We start from the raw sequence: 20858 nt of genomic DNA on the forward strand, positions 1-20858 counted from the left end.
CCCCAGGATTGAAGGACCAGCCGGCGCGAACCGCCGGCTGGTCCGGATGTGAGTTTTACTTCACGTCGACCTTCAGCTGCTGCCACAGCGCCAGATAGGCTTCGCGCTGGGCGTCGGTGACCGGCGCCTGGAACTGGATGCGCTTGGCGACCTCGGGATCACCCATGACCTTGCGGTTGAAGGCATCTTCCGGAAGTGCGGCGACCGCCTTGGTGTTGGCCGAGACCGGGGCGCCAACCTTGGTCACCCATTCGACATAGAATTTCGGGTCGATCATGTAATTGATGAAGGCTTCGGCGCCCGCAACGTTCTTGGAGCCGGCAGGAATGGAAAAGGCATCGAGCCAGGCGACGGCGCCTTCCTGTGGCACGACCAGCGAGACCGGCAGCTTGAAATGCGTCTTGGCGCGGTCGGCCGAGCCGCTCCAATAGGTGCCGATGTCGATCTGGTTGGAAGCCACCATCTGGTTCCAGTCGTTCTCCGAACTCCAGAAGGTCTTGATCTGCGGCATCAGCGAGGTCAGCTTCGTCTTGACCGCATCCATGTCCTTGATGTCGTTGATATTCTGACCGGTGGCGATGGCGCCGAACTGCACCGCTTCGACGGCGTCGTCGCGGATGACCACACGCCCCTTGTGGGCGGGGTCCCACATCTCGGCGATGGAGGTCGGCGGCTTGTCGAAGGACTTCTCGTTGATGGCAAGCGCGGTCAGGCCCCACACCCACGGCACGCCATAGACCTTGCCGTCATGGTCGAGCATCGGCGAGCCGGATTTGTCCGAGCTGATGTCGGCATAGTTCGGCAGCTTCGACACGTCGATCGGCTGGATCAGTTTTTCCGCCATCGCCTGGTCGTTGAAGGCAGCGTTGATCATGACGACGTCGTAGAGGCCCGGATTGGTCCGGATCTTGGTCAGCATTTCCTGTTCGGAATTGAAGAAGTCGTTGACGACCTTGTTGCCGGTCGCCTTTTCGAAAGCCGCGACGGCCCATGGCTCGTCGGTGCCGTAACCCTTCCAGTTGAGCACGTGCACTTCGTCGGCCCTGGCGGCAAACGCAAGGGCGGAGGTAAAGACGGCGGTCGCCGTCAAGAGAGCAGTCAGTTCAGGCATGCGCATGGTTTTGTTCCTCTCTTTGTTTGCCCGGTTCCGGGCTTTTTAGGCATTGGCCTCTTGGTTCCGGCCAGGCGCGCGCGCTGTGGCATGGCTCAGGAATGTCTGGATTTCTTGGTCGCTCGGCGCCGAAGAGCCGCCATGGCGGGTGACCGACAGGGCCGCCGCCGCGTTGGCGTAGCGCGCCGCCTCGAAGGGCGGCATGCCGCGCGACAGCGCGCTGACGAAGGCGCCGATATGGCTGTCGCCGGCGCCGTTGGTGTCGATGGCGGCGACCTTGAAGCCGGGAATGATTTGCGCGGTTCCGTTGGCCAGCCGCACAAAGCAGCCCCTGGCGCCGGCGCGGATGACGACGCCCGCTGCCCCAGGGCAATGGTCGGTCAGCAGCCTTGCCGCGAGCACCTCGACATCGCCTGTGCCGGCGATCTCGGCGGCTTCCGTGGTGTTGCAGCTCAGCCATGTCGTGCGGCCAAGCACCCGCGACAGGATGGGACGCGGAATGTCTGAAATGATCGGCGTCGGATCGAAGACGAAAGGAATGTTTCCCGGCAGCGCTTCGATCCAGTCGGTCAGCGCCTCGCGGCTTGCGGGATAGCTCAGCGTGTAGCCGGAGGTGAACACCCAATCATCAGGCACGACCGACACCGGTTGCATCATGTCGAGGCTGAGCACGCTCTCTGCACCTGGCCACGACACGAAGGTGCGTTCGGCATCGCTCGAGATCATGGCGACGCAATTGCCGCTGTCCATCAACGGCGATGGCGGCGTCAGCGTCTCGATGCGCTCGGAGGCGAAGGCGGCGCGCAAAAAGTCGCCGTTAGGCCCGCTGCCGAGTTGGCCACCGAAGACAACCGTCATACCGGTGCGGCTGGCCGCAACCATCATGTTGAAGCCCCCGCCGGCGACCTGGGCAAAGCTCGACGCCGTCTTTTCCATGCCGGGCGCCGGCAGAGCGTCGATACGGTAGACATAGTCGACCACCGCACTGCCGATATGGACGAGACGCCCGCTCATGCCGCAGCGTCCTTGCCGGTCTTCGCCAGCCGCGCCGCGACAAGATCGGCGGCAAGCAGGCGAACCTCCGATAGGTCGATGCCCCTAAGCTTGGCGATATGCTGTTGCGGCAGCTTGGAGAAACCTGTGCAGGCGCCGGCCATACCGGCCGCGATGGCGCCGATCGTGTCGGTGTCGCCGCCGAGATTGGCGCTGATGACCGCCGCTTGCCATGGATCGCCGCCTGATATCTCCAGCACCGCAAAGGCCGCCGGCACCGATTCCTGGCTGGCGACGCCGGTGCCGACGAGATCGACGATCAGCTTGATGCCGTCAGCGACGGATTTGCCGCGGACGAGGTCTCTGGCCCACGCAATGCGCGCGGCGATATCGCCGCCGGTGGTCCAGTGGCCGAGGGCCGCGCCGCGCTGCGCCGCCAGGACGGCTTGATCCGAAGCAGCGCGCCAGTCGCCACCGGCAGCGCCGCAGCTGACGGCGGCAGCAACGGCAGCCGCCGAGGCAATGGCGATCGAGGTGTTGTGCGTGGCACGGCAGGTTTCCGCCACCTTGGCGACCAGCGCGTCGAGCGGCGCCAGTGGCATCATGATGCCGACCGGCGCGATGCGCATGGCCGCACCATTGGTGTCGCCGCTGCGCCCCGCTTCCTCAGGCGGCACCCCGTCATTGATGGCGTCGATGGCGCGCTTGGTCGATGGTCCCAAAAGGTCGTAGCTGCCGCGCGCCTTGACGTCGCGCTCCCAGTCGAGCAGCGCGTTGACCCAGCGCCTGTGGTCGAATTGGTCGCCGGAGTCGACCAGGATGCGGCCGAGCAGCAGCGCCTGTTCGGTATCGTCGGTGATGGTTCCTGATGCCATGCCCTTTGACACCGGATGGTCGGCGTTCGGGGCGACGAAATCCTCGACATGACCGTAGAGTTCGGCGATGCGGGCCGGCGACAAAAGCTGCGTCGGCATGCCGAGCGCATCGCCGATCGCGCCACCGATCAGCGCGCCCATCGCCCGGTCGATCATTGCGGCGGAAGCTTTGTCCGACATCCTCAGAATTCCATATGCAGCGCGAAATGCGCCGGGTTGAGCAGGCTGGTGACATATTCGATCGGCCGCCCGTCGGCGGCACGCGTCAGCCGGCGGCCGCGCAGGAAAGGCGTGCCCAGCGGACAGGACAGGATGGCGGCGTCCTCGGCGTTCAGCATTTCGATCTCGACCCACTCCTCGCCATGGTCGGGCACGAGCCCGGCGTCGCGCAGCGTCTGGTGCAGGGACCCCTCGCGCAGGCCGCGCAGCGGTACATCTTCGAGCTCGGGCGACAGCGGCAGGCGGCTGCGCTCGATGGAGATGGCATGGCCGTCATCGGCGTTGGTGCGCACCCGATCGACGGCGATGAAGAACGGATTTTCAATGCCGAGCCGCGCCGCAAGATCGGCATCCTCGATGACCTCGAGCCGCAAGGTCCGGGTCTGGGCATTGGCGCCGGCATTGGCCAGTGCGCGCGACCAGCCGATGCTGTCGTCGACCGGCATGCCGTCGAAAGTGACGAAGGAGCCGATGCCGACCTTGGTGGTGATCAGCCCACGGCTCGACAGTTCCTCAAGACCTTTGCGGACGGTGTTGCGGCTGACGGAAAAGCGCTGGACGAGTTCATTCTCGCTCTGCAGGCGATCGCCGAAACCGAGCACGCCGGAGCGTATTTCCTGCTCGAGAACGGTCGCGATCTGTTCGGGCTTGCCCGCTCCGGGAGACAACAGAGCCGCACGACGCTTCATATTGATACCTGTTCAATATACCTGTTCAGTCCTGTTCAGTAACTGATGTGAACGGTGACGTCAATTGCGAGTTGCCGCGAAACGATCTGCGGTCTCTTACGCTGCCGTCGGTCGCTTCCCACATCCGGATAGAGCGCATGGACCAGGTCGCGGATCGCATCCTGTGCGAGATGCTTCTTCGATGATCGCGGTGGTCTATAAATTAAAGTTGACTCGAGATATCATGTTTTAATATGTGACCCGTCATGGCGGCATCGAGCCGGTTCGCCAACTTGCGCACCAGGCTCGATTTGGACTGGCAGGCAGGCTCGGAGGTTGAGCATGACGGAAGCATCGGCAAGCGGACTGACCTGCGAGGCGCGGCTGAACCTGCGTCATCTCCCGCACTACATCGACCGCATCAGCGACAGGCTGCAAAGCTTCGAAGCCGATGCGACGCAGGACGGCCAGCGGCTCGACTTCCGCTTCGCCTTTGGCGGCGCCTCCTTCGACATGGAGCGGCTGGTGATGCGCGCCAGTGCCGCCGACCGCGATGGCCTCGCCCGCATCAAGGACCTGCTCGCCACCGCGGTCGAAGTCTATGCCAAGGACGAAAACCCGGAGATCGTCTGGACCGGCGATCTCGCCGGCGAGACGCGCCTCGCGCAGTTTCGTGAGATGGTGGTGACCGATGTCACCGACCTCACCCCACATATGCGCCGCATCCGCCTCGCCGGCGAGGATCTCTCCCGTTTCGCCAAATTCGGCGGCATGCACATCCGCATACTGTTCCCGACCAGGCAGGTGCCAGATCCGCTCTGGCCGGTCCTCGGCGGCAATGGCTTGCCGGTCTGGTCGTCGGACGACAGGCGCCCGGTGGCGCGCGTCTACACCATCCGCAGGCTCGACGTGGACAAGGGTATTGTCGACGTCGATTTCCTCATCCATCCCGGCGACAGCGTCGGCTCGGCCTGGGCCGCGCAAGCTGCACCCGGCATGAAAATCGGCATTATGGGGCCGGTCGGCCGCCCGGTGCGGCAAGCCTCCTGGTATCTGATGGGCGCCGACGAAACCGGCCTGCCGGCGCTTGCCCGATTGCTGGAGACGCTGCCTGCCGAGACCAAAGGCGTTGCCTTCGTCGAGGTCGCCGATGATGGCGAACGACAGGAGATCGAAAACGCCACCGGCATCGAATTGCACTGGCTGGCGAGAAACGGCGTGCCGGCCGGCACCGATGAGAGACTGGCGCGCGCCGTTCAGTCGGTGGCATGGCCGCAGACCGGTTCGGCCTTCGGCTGGTTTGCGGCGGAAGGGGCCGCCGCAAAAATCGTTCGCGAATATTGGCGCGGCACGCTGGCTCTCGGTCGCGACGAAACACTGGCTGCCGCCTATTGGCGGCGCGGCGCCGCGGGATTGATGGCCAACTGATCTCGCTTCGTCAGACGAAGAAAAACTCCTCGATGCGCTGTTTCGCAGCGAGCAGTGCTGGCAATATTTTGCTCTCCATTTCCGCAACCGAGAACAGCGCCGACTGGGTCGAGACATTGATCGCCGCCACGGTTCGCCCGGTACGATCGGTGATCGGCACGGCAATCGAACGCAGGCCAAGTTCCAGCTCTTCATCGACGATGGCGAAACCATCCGCTTTCGCCTTGGCGATGGCTTCGGCAAGCGATCGCCTGTCGGTGATCGTCTTCGATGTGCGTCTGTCGATCTTTGCCTGGGCAAGGAATGCCTGCAGTTCGTCGGGCGCAAGGCCGGCAAGCAGGATCCGCCCCATCGAGGTGCAATGCGCTGGCAGCCTGGTGCCGACATCGAGCGACACGCTGAGGATGCGCCGGCCCGGCACGCGCGCGACATAGACGACATCCTCACCCGACAGCACCGCCGCATTGCAGGCCTCGTCGAATTGCCCGGCCACCTCGCGCAGGATCGGCGCTGCGAAGGTCCACAGCGAAGCGCCGCCGAGCCAGGTGCGCGCGACAGTCAGCAGGCGCGGCGACAATGAAAACAACCGCGCGGACTGCGTCGCATAACCGGTGGCCACCAGCGTCAGCAGGAACCGGCGCGCGCCGGCGCGCGTCAATCCCGCCTCCTCCGCCATTTCGGTCAGCGTCATGCCGGCGGGATGCCTGGCCAGTATCTCCATGACCGCAAGCCCGCGCTCGAGCGAACCGACATGGTCACGCGAAGCGCCTTCATCGTCCATGCCGCCTCCGCAGGATTGACTCGACATCAATGCTCGTCGTAAAAGTATCTCATATAAAACATATGTTCGCAATACGAACTTTTTGGATGCTGGAGTTCCTGCGATGGTCAAATTCCTGCCGCTCAGCCAGGCCGTGGCCGAGAACCTGCATGATGGCGATACGGTCGCATTCGAGGGCTTCACCCATCTGATCCCGACGGCGGCGGCGCATGAAGCGATCCGCCAGGGATTTCGCGACCTGACACTGATCCGCATGACCCCCGACCTGATCTACGACCAGATGATCGGCATGGGCATGGCGAAGAAGATCATCTTCTCCTATGTCGGCAATCCCGGCGTCGGCCTGTTGCGGCGCGCCCGCGATGCCATCGAGAACGGTTTTCCGCGCACCATCGAGATCGAGGAGCACAGCCATGCCGGCATGGCCAATGCCTATGAGGCAGGCGCGGCCGGCCTGCCCTGCGCCGTCTTCCGCGGCTATCGCGGCGCCGGCCTGGCGGCGGTCAACCCGAACATCAAATCAGTTACGTGCCCGTTCACCGGCGAAGAGCTTGCCGCAGTTCCCTCGATCCGTCCCGATGTCACGTTCATCCACGCGCAGAAGGCGGACAAGAAAGGCAATGTGCTGGTCGAGGGTATCATCGGCATCCAGAAGGAAGCCGTGCTGGCGGCCAAGCGCGCGGTGGTGACGGTGGAAGAAGTGGTCGACAATTTCGACGATCTGCACCCCAATTTGACCGTGCTGCCGCGCTGGACGATCGCAGCGATTTCAGTCGTGCCCGGCGGCTCGCACCCGTCCTACGCGCATGGCTACTACGCGCGTGACAATGCCGCCTATCTGGAATGGGACGACATCGCCGCCGACCGTGAAAAATTCCAGGCGTGGATGCAGGCGAACGTCATCGAGAAGGGCGCCGACGAGTTCGCGGCCAGGGTCGAGCATCTGAGGAAAGCGGCATGAGCGACAATCAAAACCCCATGGGCTTCACCTCCAACGAGATGATGACCATCGCCGCCAGCCGCGCACTCGGGAACGACGATGTCTGCTTCGTCGGCATCGGTGCGCCGTCCGCTGCCTGCAACGTCGCGCGGCTGACGCATGCGCCCGACATCACGCTGATCTACGAAAGCGGCACCATCGGCACTGCGCCGGACGTGCTGCCGCTGTCGATCGGCGACGGCGAACTCTGCGAAACCGCCATCACCACCGTCGCGGTGCCGGAGATGTTCCGCTACTGGCTGCAAGGCGGCCGCATCTCGATCGGCTTCCTCGGTGCTGCCCAGCTCGACAAGTTCGGCAACATCAACACCACGGTCATTGGCAATTATCTTCACCCGAAGACCCGGCTTCCCGGTGGCGGCGGTGCGCCGGAGATCGCGACGTCGTCGAAGGAAGTCTACATAACCATGGCGCAGACCAAGCGCGGCATGGTCGAGAAGATCGACTTCTTCACCTCCTTCGGCCATGGCGAGGGCGGCGACCATCGAAAACGTCTCGGCATCGATACCGCTGGGCCGACGCTGCTGATCACCGACCTCGCCATCTGGAAGCCGGATCCGGTGACCAAGGAATTCACCGTGGTGTCGCTGCATCCCGGTGTCTCGCGCCTTGAGGTGCAGGAGACCTGTGGCTGGATCGTAAAGTTCGCCGAGGCGCTTGACGAAACACCGGCGCCAAGCGAACTCGAACTGAAGACATTGCGCGACCTGCAGGCCCGCACCAAGGCGGCGCATGAGGGGACCGGAAAAGCAAAGGCTGCATGACATGGCCGAGGCCTATATCTGCGACTACATCCGCACGCCGATCGGTCGCTTCGGCGGCTCACTGTCATCGGTCCGCGCCGACGACCTCGGCGCGATCCCCCTGAGAGCTTTGGTCGAACGCAATCCCGGCATCGACTGGCAAGCGGTCGACGATGTCGTCTATGGCTGCGCCAACCAGGCCGGCGAGGACAACCGCAATGTGGCGCGCATGTCCCTGCTGCTGGCCGGGCTGCCCCAGGATATCTCCGGCTCGACCGTCAATCGCCTCTGCGGCTCCGGCATGGATGCCATCATCATCGCCGCCCGCGCCATCAAATCAGGCGAAGCCGAGCTGATGATCGCAGGCGGCGTCGAGTCGATGAGCCGCGCCCCCTTCGTCATGCCGAAAGCCGACACGGCGTTTTCGCGCAATGCAGAGATCTACGACACCACCATCGGCTGGCGTTTCGTCAATCCGCTGATGAAGAAGCAGTATGGCGTCGATTCCATGCCGGAGACCGGCGAGAACGTGGCGGAAGACTTCGCCGTCTCCCGTGCGGACCAGGATGCCTTTGCCGTGCGTAGCCAGGACAAGGCGGTCGCGGCACAAGCCAGTGGCCGGCTGGCGAAGGAGATCACCCCGGTGACGATCCCGCAGCGCAAGGGCGACGGGGTTGTTGTCTCGAAAGACGAGCACCCTCGCGCGGGCACGACGGTCGAGTCGCTGGCCAAACTGCCGACACCGTTCCGGCAAGGCGGTACGGTCACCGCCGGCAATGCCTCCGGCGTCAATGACGGCGCCGCGGCGCTGATCGTCGCCTCGGACGCGGCGGTGAAGAAATACAGCCTGACGCCGATCGCCCGCATCCTCGGCGGTGCAGCCGCCGGCGTCGCGCCGCGCATCATGGGCATCGGCCCGGCACCGGCGACGAAAAAACTGTGCGCCCGCCTCGGCCTGACGCCGCAACAGTTCGATATCGTCGAGCTCAACGAAGCCTTTGCCTCCCAGGGCATCGCGGTGCTGCGCCAACTCGGCATCGCCGAGGATGCCGGGCACGTCAACCCGAATGGCGGCGCCATCGCCCTCGGCCACCCGCTCGGCATGTCGGGCGCGCGCATCACCGGAACGGCGGCGCTGGAGCTGCGCGAAAGCAGCGCCAGATACGCGCTCGCCACCATGTGTATTGGCGTCGGCCAGGGCATCGCGATCGCCCTGGAACGGGTTTGACGGCGCTCGGAGGGTGTGTTGAGATTCAGGTCAGGCCGAGCCGAAAATGGCTGATACCGAGAACCGGAGCGGAGCGTACTTTTCGTACGTGAGCACCGGAAGCGCAGGTATCAGCCATTTGCAGGCCGGCATCACCTGAATATCGGCACAGCCTAGTAGGGCAGGCCGACATAGTTCTCCGCCAGCGCGGTCGCCGCCGCTTGCGAGTGCACGAGATAGTCGAGCTCGGCTTCCTGGATGCGCTGGCCGAAGTCGCCGGTGTCAGGGAAGCGGTGCAGCATCGTCGTCATCCACCAGGAAAAGCGCACCGCCTTCCACACCCGCGCCAGCGCCTTGCCAGAGTAGGCATCGAGTCCTGCTCGTGACTTCTCCCGATAGAATTCACCAAGCCCGGCAAAGAGATAGCGCACGTCGCTGGCAGCAAGGTTGAGGCCTTTGGCCCCGGTCGGCGGCACGATATGGGCGGCGTCGCCAACCAGGAACAGCCGGCCAAAACGCAGCGGCTCGGCAACGAAGGAGCGCAGCGGTGCGATCGATTTCTCGAAGGACGGTCCGGTGACCACCGCTGCCGCCGTCTGCGGCGGCAAGCGGCGACGCAGCTCGTCCCAGAAGCGGTCGTCCGACCACGCCTCGATATGGTCGTCGAGCGGACATTGTACATAGTAGCGGCTGCGGTGCGTCGACCGCATCGAGCAGAGCGCAAAGCCCCTGGTATGATTGGCGTAGACCAGTTCGTGATCGGCCGGCGGCACTTCGGCCAATACGCCCAGCCAGCCGAATGGATATTGCCGCTCGAACGTCTTCAGCGCGCCTTCCGGCACCGACTTGCGGCTGACGCCATGATAGCCGTCGCAGCCAGCGATGAAGTCGCAATCGACGCGATGGGTGACGCCGTCTTTTTCGTAGGTGGCGAAAGGTGCGTCGCCATCGAAATCATGGGGCGCGACGTTCGAAGCCTCATAGACTGTGACGAGTCCCGCCGCTTCCCGCTTGTCCATCAGATCATGCGTCACTTCGGTCTGGCCATAGACGGTGACGTGCTTGCCGCCGGTCAGCGCCGTCAGGTCGATGCGGTGCAGGCGGCCATCGAAGGCAAGTGAAATGCCGGCATGCGGGAGCCCTTCGGCGTGCAGCCTGGTTGCCGCGCCAGCCTGCTCAAGCAGCTCGACAGTGCCTTGTTCGAGCACGCCGGCGCGCACGCGGGCCAGCACATGCTCGCGGCTCGAACGTTCGAGGATGACGGTCTCGACGCCGATGCTGGCCAGCAGTTGCCCCAGCAGCAAGCCGGATGGTCCCGAACCGACGATGACAATTTGCGTGCGCATCAGTTTCCGAGGCTTTCGATCTGCGCGGCCAGTTCGGCGGCAAGCCTGAGCGAGGCCGCCGCCGCCACGACCATTTGCGGCAGAAGCAGCCATTCGAGCGTCCAGGCCGCGCCCGACCGCTCCTGCTCATGCACCAGCGCCTGATGCATGCCGGACAGCTGCGTAGCGTTGAAACGAACCAGCGCCACCAGCACCTCGGCCTTCACCGGGTTCTGCTTGTGCGGCATGGCCGACGAGCCGCCGCCGCCGGAAAGCTCGATCTCGGCGCCGCCTTGCGCCATCAGCGCAATGTCTTGCCCGAACTTGCCGAGACTGCCGGTCACCAGCGACAGCCAGCCGGCGAAGTCTGCCAGCGTATCGCGCTGGCTCTGCCATTGCGGCGCATCGCCAAGGCCGAGCCGGGTGGCGAGAACCGCGCGCACGGCTTGCCCCTTGTCACCAAGCTTTTCCAGCGTGCCTGCGGCCCCACCGAACTGCACCACCAGCAGGCGCCCAGACTGGTCTGACAATCTTTTTTGATGTCGCTGCAGCGGCGCCAGCCATGCCCTGACGCGATCCGAAACTCGAATAGGGATCGCCGGCTGCATGCGTGTCATTCCGGTCAGCGCCCTGCCCCCGAAACGCTCATCGAGCGCCGAAAGGCGCACGATGTTTTCGGTCAGAAGGAGACCGAGATGCTCGACCACAGACTTCAGCCGCAGCACCAGCGCCGTATCGATGGCATCCTGGCTGGTCGCGCCGAAATGAACGGAAGCGCCATGCGCTTTGCCGACAGCCATCCGGATCTGGCGCACCAGTTCCGGAACCATGACGCCGTCCTTCGCCACGCCGGCACGCAGCAAGGCCGTGTCGGGCCTGAACGAGGACAGCGCCACACCGATCGCGACCGCCGCGTCCTTGCCGATAACACCGCTTTCGGCTTCCGCTTCCGCCAGTGCCCGCTCGAACGCGAGCATCGCGGCGATTTCCGCTTCGACGGAAAAATGCCTGGAGGTTTCCTCGTCGCCGAGGAGGCTGGAAAGCAGCGGATGGTCGAAAGGCGATACGGTCATGTGGTCAGGTCAACTGTCGAAGAAGACCGTCTCCTTGTCGCCCTGGAGATGGACGTCGAAGACGTAGATGTTGCCCTGGCGCTCGGCGATCAGAGTCGGCACGCGAACGCGGTGCTCGATGCGCGCCAGGATCGGATCTTGCGCATTGGCTTCCGCCTCATCGGAAAAATACAGCCGCGTCTGCAGGCCGATGTTGATGCCGCGGGCGACGATCCACAGGCTGATATGCGGCGCCATCAGGCGCCCGTCCTGGTACGGCACGCGACCGGGCTTGATCGTTTCGAACTCGCACAGGCCCGTTTCCATGTCGGTCGGGCAGCGGCCCCAGCCGAAAAAGTTCGGATCGGCGGCACCGCGCAATTCGGCCGGCGAATTGTAGAGCCCGTCGGCATCGGCTTGCCAGATTTCGATCAGCGCGTCCCTGAGCGGCGTGCCGGTGCCGTCGAGCACCCGGATGCGCAGGCCGATCCGCTCGCCTCTGGTCTTCTCGTTGGCCATCGCACCACCGAGATCGCTGGCATAGACGCCGCCAATGCCGCAGAAATTCGGCGTCAGCCCGATATGCACATAAGGTCCGGCGGTCTGCGAAGGGCTTTCCTTCATCCGTCCGAGCGACTGCGTCATCAATTGCCCTCCGGCCGGTTTTCGAACAGCGAGGAGCGCCGCCCGCGCAGCACGATGTCGAACTTGTAGGCGCGTGCGTCCATCGGGATCGTCGCTTGCATGTCGAGCATGGCGATCAGCGCCTCGACAGCCGCTCTGTCGGCGATGCCGCGCACGATCGGGCATCTCCAGATCAGCGGGTCGCCCTCGAAATACATCTGGGTGATCAGCCGCTGCGCGAAGCCATGGCCGAACACCGAAAAATGGATGTGCGCCGGGCGCCAATCATTGGGGCCATTCGGCCAGGGATAGGGACCGGGCTTGACCGTGCGAAAGGCGTAGCTGCCGTCCTCGCCGGTAATGGTGCGGCCGCAGCCGCCGAAATTCGGATCGAGCGCCGCCAGATAGCCGTCCTTCTTGTGGCGGTAGCGACCGCCGGCATTGGCTTGCCAAAATTCGAGCAGCACGCCAGGAACGCCGATGCCGCGCTCGTCGAGCACGCGTCCGTAGACGATGATGCGCTCGCCGATGGCGCTTTCACCCGGCTTGGCGAAATTGTGGATCAGGTCGGCGTCCAGTTCGCCGAGCATGGCGTGGCCGAAGACTGGCCCAGCGATCTCCGACAGCGTGTTGTCGAACGACAGCAGCGCCTTCTGCGGCGAGCGAAGCACGGAACTTTTGTAGCCCGGCGTCAGCGCCGGCGGATGCCATGTCCGGTCGCGCTGGAAGAAGGCGCCAGTCTCCGGCGTCCGGTTCGAACCGGACTTAGCGGGCATGGACATTCTGGCTTTCGTCCATCTCCGAAAATACCTCCTTGGCAATCTTGAAGGCCCGGTTTGCCGCCGGCACGCCGGCATAGATCGCGACATGCAGGAACGCTTCGCATATATCGTCGCGTGACGCCCCGGTGTTGGCGGTGGCGCGCACATGCATGGCGACCTCTTCATCATGACCGAGCGCCGCCAGCAGCGCCAGCGTCACGATCGAGCGCTCGCGCTTGCTCAAGCCAGGTCGCGCCCACACAGTTCCCCAGGCCGCTTCTGTGATCAGGTTCTGGAACGGCCGGTCGAAATCGGTGGCGGCATCCTCGGCCCGGTCGACATGCGGATCGCCAAGCACGGAGCGCCTGACCGCCAGTCCGGTCTGGTATGTGGTTGTGGTCTCTGACATGTCATCCATGAGTTTGCTTTCGATCGGGAAGCGATGCGACGAAATCGCGGATCAAGGCAGTCAGCGCCTCCGGCTGCTCGACGCAGGGAATGTGTCCGGCATCGCGAATGATTTCGAAGCGCGCGCCGGGGATAAGGTCGGCCAACCAGCGGACGAGATCGGGACCGGTCGAGCCATCCTGATCGCCGACGATGCAAAGCGTCGGCACTCTGATGCGCTGCGCAACTTCGGTGAAATCCGCGTCGCGAACCGCGGCACATGTCCCGACATAACCGACGAGCGCCTGCCTGGTCAGCATGTTCCAATAGCCGTCAAGCTCGGCCACGCGCGCTGAGTGGAAGGCTGGAGTGAACCACGTCTTCAGCACGGCATCGGCGATGGCCTGGATGCCTTTGCTTTCGATCGTTGCGATGCGTGTGTTCCAGCTGTCGGCCGTGCCGATCTTGTGGGCCGTGTCGCACAGGATAAGGCCATCGACGATCTCTGGGCGCCTGGCACAGAAACCTTGCGCGACCAGACCGCCGACCGACAGGCCGCAAAGCACCACATTCGTCAGCCCGAAATGATCGATGAGGCCGGAGAGATCGTCGACATGATCGTCGATCGAGCGGATGCCGCCGATATCGGAGAGCCCATGGCCACGCTTGTCGTAGACCAGCATGGGCATTTCCCCGCTCAATTCGGAGGACACCGCATCCCAGATTCTGAAGTCGGTGCCGAGCGAATTGATGAACACGATCGGGCGCGCACTGCGGATCGCCTTGATATGGCGATGGTGCAGCGTGATGCCGCCAATGTTGACGAATGGCACGATTTCGATCCTCCATCTTCACATTGCACTAGGTGTTTGGTTCGGTAAAATGATATTTTGCGCCGTTTCATTAACTCAGGGGTTATGAAAAACCATGGTCGAAAGCCGCATCCGGTTCCGCCATCTGCAGGCCTTCCTCGAAGTAGCGCGGCAGAGGAGCGTTGCCAGGGCAGCAGATTTTCTACATGTCAGCGCGCCAGCGGTGACCAAGACATTGCGGGAACTGGAAGAGGCGCTCGGTGTCGCCGTCGTCGAACGCGACGGTCGCGGCATAAGGGTGACGCGGCTCGGCGAAATCTTCCTTGGTCATGCCGGCACGGCAATCACCGCGCTGAAGCGCGGCGTCGATTCCGTGCGGCAGGATGGGGCAATCAACCGCCACCCGATCCGCATCGGCGCGCTGCCGACGGTGTCGGCGCGGGTGATGCCGCTCGCCATGAGCCTGTTCCTCAAGGAGAATACCGGGGCCGCGATCAAGATCGTCACCGGCGAGAACGCCGTGCTGCTCGAACAGTTGCGGATCGGCGCGCTCGACCTCGTCGTCGGGCGGCTGGCGGCGCCGGAAAAAATGACCGGCTTCTTCTTCGAGCATCTCTATTCCGAACAGGTGCTGTTCGTGGTGCGCGCCGGCCATCCGCTGCTGCAGCCGGGTGTGGACGTGTTCGCCAGGCTCGACGAGTTCCCGGTGCTGATGCCGACACGGGAATCGGTCATCCGTCCCTTTGTCGACCGCTTGTTCATCACCAATGGCATGACGGCGCCGGCAACAGAGATCGAAACCGTCTCGGATTCCTTTGGGCGTGCCTTCATGCGCCAGAGCAACGCCGTCTGGATCATTTCGGCCGGCGTCGTCGCCAATGAAATCAGCAGCGGCGCCTTCGTCGCCTTGCGCGTCAACACGGAGGAAACCAAGGGGCCGGTCGGCCTGACGATGCGTACCGACACCGCCCCCTCGCCGCCCTTCTCCATCATGCTGCAGACTATCCGCGAAGCGGCCAGCCAAAACGCCTGAGACACTCAGGCCCCGACGGAAACTGGGTGCCGTGCCTCGAAGATTTCATAACCCCTGGGTTAGTGAAACAGCGCAAAATATCATTTTACCGAACCAAACGCCTAGTGCACTGTGATTTCGGAGGATCGAAATCGTGCCATTCGTCAGCATCGGCGGCATACCGCTGCACCGTCGCCGGATCCAGGCGAACGGCAATGCTGCGATCGACGAATTCAATAGGCAGCAGACGCTTTGAACGAACCGGCGGTTCGCCTCAGGGCGCCGCCAGAAAAAGGGAGGACCAACCACATGACTCCAGGCAAATCCATCATTCGCGGCGTCTCGCGGCGCCAGTTCATCGCCACATCGATCGCCGGCGGCGCGGCACTCGCTTTCGGTGGCAGCAAGGCCTTCGCCGCGGGCGACTCGCTCAAGGTCGGCTTCGTCAGCCCGCGCACCGGCCCGCTCGCCGGCTTCGGCCAGACCGACGGCTACGTGCTCGACCTTGCCCGCAAGGCGCTGGCCGGCGGCATCGAACTCGGCGGCAAGAAATACAGCGTCGAGATCCTCGACCAGGATACGCAGTCCGATCCGTCTCGTGCCGGTCAATTGGCCAAGGACCTGATCAACAACCAGGCCATCGACCTAATGCTGGCCGTGTCCACCCCGGAAGTCATCAATCCGGTGGCCGACGCTTGCGAAGCCGCCGGTGTGCCTTGCCTGTCCACCGTCATGCCTTGGGAAGCCTGGTATTTCGGTCGCGGCGCCAAGCCCGGCGAACCGTCGCCGTTCAAGTGGACCTATCATTTCGGTTTCGGCGTCGGCGAGTTCTTCAAGACCTACATCTCGCAATGGAACCTGATCGAGACCAACAAGAAGGTCGGCGTCATGTATCCGAACGACGCCGACGGCAACGCCATCCGCGCCCATCTGGCGCCGCTGCTGGCCAAGGAAGGTTTTACCATCGTCGATCCCGGCGCCTACGAAACCGGCACCACCGACTATTCGTCGCAGATCGCCATGTTCAAGCAGGAAGGCGTCGAGATCTTCAATTCTTTCCCGATCCCGCCGGATTTCGCAGCCTTCTGGCGCCAGGCGGCACAGCAGGGCCTGACGAAGCAGATCAAGATCTGCCAGGTCGCCAAGACCGGCCTGTTCCCGTCCGACATCGAGGCGCTCGGCGATCTCGGCATGAAGATTTCGAGCGCCGCCTACTGGCACAAGGCCTTCCCCTACAAGTCGCCGCTGACCGGCGTCTCCGGAACCGAGCTTGCCGACGGCTACGAGGCGGCGAGCGGCAAGCAGTGGACGCAACAGCTTGGCGCTTCGATGTCGTTGCTCGACGCCGGCTTCGAGGCGCTGAAGGCAAGCACCGACGCCAAGGACAAGGCAGCGGTGGCCAAGGCGCTGAGCACGCTGAAGACCGAGACCATGATCGGCAAGGTCGACTTCACCAGCGGCCCGGTGGCCAATGTGTCGCCCGGCCCGATCATCGGCACTCAATGGGTGGCCGCCAAGGAAGGCAGCAAGTTCCCGCTCGACTATGTTGTGACCGACAACGCCACCGACCCGAAAGTGCCGGTCGAGGCCAAGCTTCTGCCTTACAACGGCTGATGGACCGCTGACGAGGATCGACTGGTGACCCATTCGCAACAACAGGCGATCCTCAATGCCGCCGGCATCCACAAGCGCTTCGGCGCGCTTGTGGTGCTGGACAACATCGATTTTGCCATGGCCGCCAATGAGGCGGTCGGCATTGTCGGCCCGAACGGCGCCGGCAAGACCACTTTGCTCAGCGTGCTCTCAGGCGCTTTTCCGCCAAGTTCGGGCTCGGTCAGCTTCAAGGGCGGCGATGTGACGCCGCTGTCGGCGACCCAGCGTTGCCGGCTCGGGCTGGTGCGCACGCATCAGGTGCCAAAGCCGTTCGGCGGCATGACCACCTTCGAGAATGTCTTCGTCGCGGCGTCGCATGGCGCCGGCCTGGGCCGTGACGAGGCCTATGCGGAAGCGCTGGGCTCGCTGCAGCTGTGCGGCATGCTCGGTGTTGCCAACCGGCGCGCCGAAACGCTCGGCCTGCTCGACCGCAAGCGCCTGGAATTGGCGCGGGCTTTGGCGGCAAAACCGACGCTGCTTTTGCTGGACGAGATCGGTGGCGGACTGACCGACGGCGAAGCCAGCGAACTCGTCGACACCATCAAGGAATTGCGTCGCCGCAAGATCGGCATCATCTGGATCGAACACATCGTGCATATTCTTCTGCAAGTGGCTGAGCGCCTGATCTGCATGGATGCCGGCAAGATCATCGCCGACGGCAACCCGCAAGCGGTGATGGCCGATCCCCAGGTGATCAGCGCCTATCTCGGCGGAGGCCCGAAATGAGCCTGCTGACGGTCGAGAATCTGGTTGTGCGGCACGGCCTGCTGCAGGCGGTGCGCGGCGTCAGCTTCATCGTCGAGCGTGGCCAGACGCTGGCCCTGGTTGGCGCCAACGGCGCCGGCAAGACGACGCTGCTGAGAGCCATCGCTGGCGCGCATCCGGCATCGGGAGGCCGGGTTCTGTTCGACGGCGCCGACCTGTCCGGCGTGCCGTCGCACGGCCGCGTTGGCAAAGGCATTGCGCTGGTGCCGGAGGGGCGAAAACTGTTCGTGCAGATGACGGTCGAGGAGAACCTTCTGCTCGGCAAAACCACTGGGCGGCCTGGCGACTGGAGCGTCGACAAGGTGCTCGACATTTTTCCCAATCTGAAAGCCCGCCGCCATGCCAAAACAGGTCATCTGTCGGGTGGCGAACAGCAAGCAACGGCAATCGGCCGGGCGCTGATGAGCAACCCCGAGCTGCTGCTGCTCGACGAGGTCTCGCTCGGCCTGTCGCCGCTGATCGTCGATCGTGTCTATGCCTCGCTGCAAGGGCTGATCAGTTCCGGCACCACGATCATTCTGGTCGAACAGGACCTCAACCGGGCGCTCTCTGTGTCGGACAAGGTTATCTGCATGCTTGAGGGGCGGGTCGCGCTCGAAGGATCGAGCAAGAGCGTTTCGCGCGACGACGTGACCAAGGCGTATTTCGGCCTGCACAAGGCGAGCGCCGGGAGCGTGCCGGCATGAGCAACCAGATCATCCAGGGCATCCTGCTCGGCGGCTATTACGCGATCATCGCCTGCGGCCTGTCCTTCATGTTTTCGGTGATGCGCATCATCAACCTCGCGCATGGCAGCCTGGCCGTGTTTTCGGCATACGCGCTGTGGCTGCTCGCCTCGCAGTTCCACATCGCGCCGTTGCTCGGCCTGCTCATCGTCCTGCCTGCGATGGCGGCGATCGGCTGGGCACTGCAGCGCTTCCTGCTCGAGCGCAGCGCGCGCGGCGGCGCGCTGTTGCCGATCCTCACCACTTTCGGCCTGGCGATCGTCATCGACAATCTTTTGTTCGAACAGTTCGGCGCCGACACACGCTCGCTGGCGCCCTACATCGGCAGCCTGTCCTACGATTCCTGGGAATGGCCAGGCAGCATCTATGTCGGCAAGCTCGCCGTCATCACCTTCGCCGCCGCCGTGGTGCTGCTGGGCGGGCTGCAACTGTTCCTGACCCGCACCGGGCTCGGCCGCTCGATCCGCGCGACGTCCGAAGATCCTGATACCGCCGGCCTGGTCGGCGTCGACGCGCACCGCGCCAACGCCATTGCCGCATCGATCGCGATGGTCACGGTCGGCCTTGCCGGCGCGTTCCTCGGCATGCGCGCCACTTTCGACCCCTATGCCGGCGCGCCGCAACTGCTGTTCGCCTTCGAGGCGGCGGTCATTGGCGGCGCCGGCTCACTGTGGGGAACCTTGATCGGCGGCATCGTGCTGGCGCTCGCCCAGACGCTCGGCGCGCAGGTGCACCCGCAAGGGTTTCTGATCGGCGGCCATGTCGCATTCCTGATCGTGTTGTTCATTCGGCTCTCCACTTCGGGCCTTGGCCTGCGTGGCCTGTTGCGCCTGCGGAGCGCAGCATGAGCGCTCCGGCCACCATGCCAGTCATCGAGCGTGGCACCGCGACCTCGCGCATCGCCGCGATTGCCGTCGCCATCATCATCGCCCTGCTAGCGATCGCACCGCAATTCCTGTCGGCAGGCGCGGTCGACAGGCTGACCGCGCTTTTCATCTATGTGATCCTGGCCGCGATGTGGAACGCGCTGGCCGGTTTTGGCGGCCTGGTCTCTGTAGGACAGCAGGTCTTCTTCGGGCTCGGCGCCTATTTCGCCATCCGCCTGGCCGATGCCGGCCTCAACCCTTTCCTGGCGCTTTTCGCATCGGGGATTGTCGTCGGTGCAGTATCCATCCCGCTCTCGCTGTTCATGCTGCGGCTGAAGAACGGCGAATTCGCCATCGGCATGTGGGTGATCGCCGCGCTGACGCATCTGCTGGTCAATCTCGACCGGCTGGTGCAGGGCGAAACCGGGACATCGCTGATTTCGCTCAACGTCTATGATTCCGGCACAAGGCGGGCGACAATCTACTGGCTGGCGCTGGCCTCGATGACAGCGCTGCTCACCACTCTGTTTGGCCTGCTGCGCGGCAGCACGGGTGCGGCGATCCGCGCCATTCGCGACAATGAGGATGCCGCCGCATCGGTCGGCGTGCGGGTCACCGGCACCAAGCGGCTGCTGTTCGTGCTGGCCGCCTTCGGCATCGGCATTGCCGGCGCACTGTGGCTGGCAACCTCCATCACCTTCCAGCCAAAAACCTATTTCAGCGTCCAGTGGACCGCCTACATGATCTTCATGGTGCTGGTCGGCGGCATCGGCACATTCGAGGGCGCCATATTAGGCGCGCTGGTGTTCTTCCTCATCGAGACATGGTTCGGCGGCACCGGCGTCTGGTACCTGGTCGGGCTCGGCGCCACGGCGGTGCTTTTTTCGCTGCTTCTGCCGCGCGGCCTGTGGGGAACGATCGAGGAGCGTTTTGGCCTGCGCCTGCTGCCGGTCGGCTATCGCGTCAGGCTGCCCGCAATCGAGACGGGTCTGTCGGGCGACGACTCGCAAGCGTCGCGACAAACCACATCACAGCGGGAGAAGGCGTGAGCATGCTTTTCGGCAAGACCATTCTCATCACCGGTGTCGCCTCAGGCATCGGCGCCCGCACGGCGGAACTGGCGGGACAGCTCGGCGCCGAGGTGATTGGCGTCGATGTTCGTGAACCCGCGGGACAGGTCGGCACTTTCGTCAAGGCCGACATTTCATCGAAGGCCGGCGTCGATGATCTGGTTGCGCAGCTGCCGTCGCGCATCGATGCGCTCTGCAATGTCGCAGGTCTCTCCGGCAACACCGGCGCCGCGGCGACGCTCGCAGTCAACTTCTTTGGCCTGCGGGCGCTTTCGGAAAGCCTCGCGCCAAAAATCCGCGAAGGCGGCGCCATCGTCAACGTCGCTTCGATCGCCGGTTTCGGCTGGCGCGCTAATCTCAACCGCGCCGCCTCGATGGTCGGCATCGAGGGCTTTCCCGATGTCGCCAAGGTGGTCGCCGACCACGCCGTCAAGAACGAGGAAGGCTATCCCGTTTCCAAGGAACTTCTGCTCTTGTGGACATTTCGCGCCGCGCACCAGGATCTATTCGGGAGCCGCGGCATCCGCGTCAACGCGGTCAGCCCCGGCCCGGTCGAAACGCCGATCCTGAAGCAGTTCCGCAGCGTGCTCGGCGACGCCCGCGTCGACAGCGACATTGCAAGGGTCGGCCGCGCCGGCACATCCGGCGACATCGCACCGGTGGTGCTGTTCCTGTGCTCGGACGCTGCGCGCTGGGTCAACGGCGCCAACGTGCCGGTCGACGGCGGCCTCGAAGCTTCAATCAATGCCGAAGTGCTCGGCTTCTGAGAAAACGCTCCAGC

Annotated in this window: 22 protein-coding genes; 11 read left to right on the forward strand and 11 right to left on the reverse strand. The window is 64.1% G+C overall.

Features of this window, described 5'->3' with window-relative positions; translation table 11 throughout:
• Window positions 1–55: 55 nt before the first annotated feature.
• Genes AC1DVW_RS13475 through AC1DVW_RS13490 form a run of 4 tightly spaced genes read right to left on the reverse strand, consistent with a single transcriptional unit; the run spans window position 56 to window position 3887 of the window.
• Entirely contained in the window at window positions 56–1117 is a 1062-nt protein-coding gene (locus AC1DVW_RS13475; protein WP_477244362.1) for an ABC transporter substrate-binding protein, read from the reverse strand.
• Window positions 1118–1156: 39 nt separating this feature from the next.
• Window positions 1157–2125 carry a PfkB family carbohydrate kinase gene (locus AC1DVW_RS13480; protein WP_477275180.1) on the reverse strand — a complete coding sequence of 323 codons (969 nt, stop codon included), beginning with the start codon at window positions 2123–2125 and terminating at the stop codon, window positions 1157–1159.
• The gene (locus AC1DVW_RS13485; protein ID WP_477275181.1) at window positions 2122–3159 is read right to left on the reverse strand and encodes an ADP-ribosylglycohydrolase family protein; all 1038 of its coding nucleotides are present in this window, start codon (window positions 3157–3159) and stop codon (window positions 2122–2124) included. Before AC1DVW_RS13485 ends, AC1DVW_RS13480 begins: the two co-directional genes overlap by 4 nt.
• 2 nt (window positions 3160–3161) lie before the next feature.
• Window positions 3162–3887: a GntR family transcriptional regulator gene (locus AC1DVW_RS13490; protein WP_477323653.1), complete on the reverse strand. Its 726-nt coding sequence runs from the start codon at window positions 3885–3887 to the stop codon at window positions 3162–3164.
• A 321-nt stretch (window positions 3888–4208) separates the two neighbouring features.
• Here AC1DVW_RS13490 and AC1DVW_RS13495 point away from each other — a divergent pair, with 321 nt between their 5' ends.
• Window positions 4209–5294 carry an SIP domain-containing protein gene (locus AC1DVW_RS13495; protein WP_477323655.1) on the forward strand — a complete coding sequence of 362 codons (1086 nt, stop codon included), beginning with the start codon at window positions 4209–4211 and terminating at the stop codon, window positions 5292–5294.
• Between the two features lie 10 nt (window positions 5295–5304).
• Here AC1DVW_RS13495 and AC1DVW_RS13500 read toward each other — a convergent pair whose 3' ends face one another.
• Window positions 5305–6075: an IclR family transcriptional regulator domain-containing protein gene (locus tag AC1DVW_RS13500; protein ID WP_477323657.1), complete on the reverse strand. Its 771-nt coding sequence runs from the start codon at window positions 6073–6075 to the stop codon at window positions 5305–5307.
• A 103-nt stretch (window positions 6076–6178) separates the two neighbouring features.
• On the opposite strand from AC1DVW_RS13500, the gene AC1DVW_RS13505 reads away from it, so the two are divergent.
• The 3 genes from AC1DVW_RS13505 to pcaF are packed head-to-tail and all read left to right on the forward strand — an operon-like array spanning window position 6179 to window position 9046.
• Window positions 6179–7036: a CoA transferase subunit A gene (locus AC1DVW_RS13505; protein ID WP_477323658.1), complete on the forward strand. Its 858-nt coding sequence runs from the start codon at window positions 6179–6181 to the stop codon at window positions 7034–7036.
• Window positions 7033–7839, forward strand: coding sequence for a CoA-transferase subunit beta (locus AC1DVW_RS13510; protein ID WP_477323660.1), 807 nt, complete (start codon window positions 7033–7035; stop codon window positions 7837–7839). Before AC1DVW_RS13505 ends, AC1DVW_RS13510 begins: the two co-directional genes overlap by 4 nt.
• Window position 7840: 1 nt before the next feature.
• A complete protein-coding gene (pcaF, locus tag AC1DVW_RS13515) occupies window positions 7841–9046 on the forward strand; it encodes a 3-oxoadipyl-CoA thiolase (RefSeq protein WP_477323662.1) in 1206 nt (401 codons plus the stop codon).
• 152 nt (window positions 9047–9198) lie between these two features.
• On the opposite strand, the gene pobA is transcribed toward pcaF, so the two are convergent.
• From pobA to pcaD, 6 genes are read right to left on the reverse strand one after another with little or no spacing between them, the layout of a single operon-like run.
• Window positions 9199–10371 carry a 4-hydroxybenzoate 3-monooxygenase gene (gene pobA, locus AC1DVW_RS13520; protein WP_477323664.1) on the reverse strand — a complete coding sequence of 391 codons (1173 nt, stop codon included), beginning with the start codon at window positions 10369–10371 and terminating at the stop codon, window positions 9199–9201.
• Window positions 10371–11423: a 3-carboxy-cis,cis-muconate cycloisomerase gene (locus AC1DVW_RS13525; protein WP_477323666.1), complete on the reverse strand. Its 1053-nt coding sequence runs from the start codon at window positions 11421–11423 to the stop codon at window positions 10371–10373. The genes pobA and AC1DVW_RS13525 overlap by 1 nt, the downstream gene beginning before the upstream one ends.
• A gap of 9 nt (window positions 11424–11432) precedes the next feature.
• Window positions 11433–12047, reverse strand: coding sequence for a protocatechuate 3,4-dioxygenase subunit alpha (pcaG, locus tag AC1DVW_RS13530; RefSeq protein ID WP_477323668.1), 615 nt, complete (start codon window positions 12045–12047; stop codon window positions 11433–11435).
• On the reverse strand, window positions 12047–12802 hold the full coding sequence (gene pcaH, locus AC1DVW_RS13535) for a protocatechuate 3,4-dioxygenase subunit beta (RefSeq protein WP_477323799.1): 756 nt from the start codon (window positions 12800–12802) through the stop codon (window positions 12047–12049). The genes pcaG and pcaH overlap by 1 nt, the downstream gene beginning before the upstream one ends.
• On the reverse strand, window positions 12792–13196 hold the full coding sequence (gene pcaC / locus AC1DVW_RS13540; protein ID WP_477244341.1) for a 4-carboxymuconolactone decarboxylase: 405 nt from the start codon (window positions 13194–13196) through the stop codon (window positions 12792–12794). The genes pcaH and pcaC overlap by 11 nt, the downstream gene beginning before the upstream one ends.
• A gap of 1 nt (window position 13197) precedes the next feature.
• Window positions 13198–14007, reverse strand: coding sequence for a 3-oxoadipate enol-lactonase (gene pcaD, locus AC1DVW_RS13545; protein ID WP_477323669.1), 810 nt, complete (start codon window positions 14005–14007; stop codon window positions 13198–13200).
• 94 nt (window positions 14008–14101) lie between these two features.
• Between pcaD and pcaQ the strand changes: the two genes are divergently transcribed.
• The 7 genes from pcaQ (at window position 14102) to AC1DVW_RS13580 (ending at window position 20844) form a co-directional block, all read left to right on the forward strand.
• Window positions 14102–15019 (forward strand): pca operon transcription factor PcaQ, encoded by a 918-nt coding sequence (gene pcaQ, locus AC1DVW_RS13550; protein ID WP_477323670.1) that lies wholly within the window; start codon window positions 14102–14104, stop codon window positions 15017–15019.
• 288 nt (window positions 15020–15307) lie between these two features.
• A complete protein-coding gene (locus AC1DVW_RS13555) occupies window positions 15308–16612 on the forward strand; it encodes an ABC transporter substrate-binding protein (RefSeq protein WP_477244335.1) in 1305 nt (434 codons plus the stop codon).
• 21 nt (window positions 16613–16633) lie between these two features.
• Window positions 16634–17377, forward strand: a complete 744-nt coding sequence (locus AC1DVW_RS13560; protein WP_477245006.1) for an ABC transporter ATP-binding protein — start codon at window positions 16634–16636, stop codon at window positions 17375–17377.
• Window positions 17374–18102: an ABC transporter ATP-binding protein gene (locus AC1DVW_RS13565; protein ID WP_477244333.1), complete on the forward strand. Its 729-nt coding sequence runs from the start codon at window positions 17374–17376 to the stop codon at window positions 18100–18102. The genes AC1DVW_RS13560 and AC1DVW_RS13565 overlap by 4 nt, the downstream gene beginning before the upstream one ends.
• Window positions 18099–18989 carry a branched-chain amino acid ABC transporter permease gene (locus AC1DVW_RS13570; RefSeq protein WP_477244331.1) on the forward strand — a complete coding sequence of 297 codons (891 nt, stop codon included), beginning with the start codon at window positions 18099–18101 and terminating at the stop codon, window positions 18987–18989. Before AC1DVW_RS13565 ends, AC1DVW_RS13570 begins: the two co-directional genes overlap by 4 nt.
• On the forward strand, window positions 18986–20056 hold the full coding sequence (locus AC1DVW_RS13575) for a branched-chain amino acid ABC transporter permease (protein ID WP_477323672.1): 1071 nt from the start codon (window positions 18986–18988) through the stop codon (window positions 20054–20056). Before AC1DVW_RS13570 ends, AC1DVW_RS13575 begins: the two co-directional genes overlap by 4 nt.
• 2 nt (window positions 20057–20058) lie before the next feature.
• Complete coding sequence (locus AC1DVW_RS13580; RefSeq protein ID WP_477323801.1) at window positions 20059–20844, forward strand: coniferyl-alcohol dehydrogenase; 786 nt, start codon at window positions 20059–20061, stop codon at window positions 20842–20844.
• Window positions 20845–20858 lie beyond the last annotated feature (14 nt).

It is taken from the genome of Mesorhizobium sp. P3_B5 (assembly GCF_056402815.1).